At 69.1% G+C, this 554-nt stretch carries 1 pseudogene; it reads right to left on the bottom strand.

Annotated elements, in window-relative coordinates:
• Positions 1-55: 55 nt before the first annotated feature.
• A pseudogene (locus HX774_RS19480) lies at positions 56-554 on the bottom strand (hypothetical protein); the annotation flags it as partial.

Raw genomic sequence — 554 nt, 5'->3', positions numbered from 1 at the left:
GCCGCCGACCGACTGGGCCAGGAAGCCCGTCGAACCAAGCCCTTCGGTCAGGATGTCATGGGCGGTGGCGTTGACGACGCCGCCATTGCCGCCGCCGGCGCCCGTGCCGCCGAGACCGACGTTGATGGCCCCTGCGCCAAGCCCCCCCGCGATGCTGCCCGAAACGGCCGCCGCCGCCGCCGATCGACTGGGCGACGAAGCCACCGGACAACATGCCCTGGGTTTCAATGGTATCGCCTGCGAATGCGTCGACGCGGCCACCCGTGCCGCCCGAACCGCCATTACCGCCAAGGCCGACAGAAACCGCAGCCGCGCCAATACCGCCGGCCACGGCGCCGCTGACATTAAAGCCGCCGTTGCCGCCGATGCCAATCGACACGCCGATGCCGCCGATACCGCCCGAAACAGAACCGGCAACGCTGTAACCGCCGTTGCCGCCGCCCCCGCCGACCGACTGGGCGACAAAGCCGCTGCTCAGATCGCCATAGGTTTCGATATCGCCGCGAATATCGCCGACGACCTCGTTGCCTGCTTCGCCCTTGCCGCCATTGCCG

The sequence above is a fragment of the Brevundimonas sp. P7753 genome, from assembly GCF_013386595.1.
Classification (GTDB): domain Bacteria; phylum Pseudomonadota; class Alphaproteobacteria; order Caulobacterales; family Caulobacteraceae; genus Brevundimonas; species Brevundimonas bullata.
The sequence above is the reverse complement of the archived record's forward strand: the minus strand, read 5'-3'. Positions and strand labels throughout refer to the sequence as shown.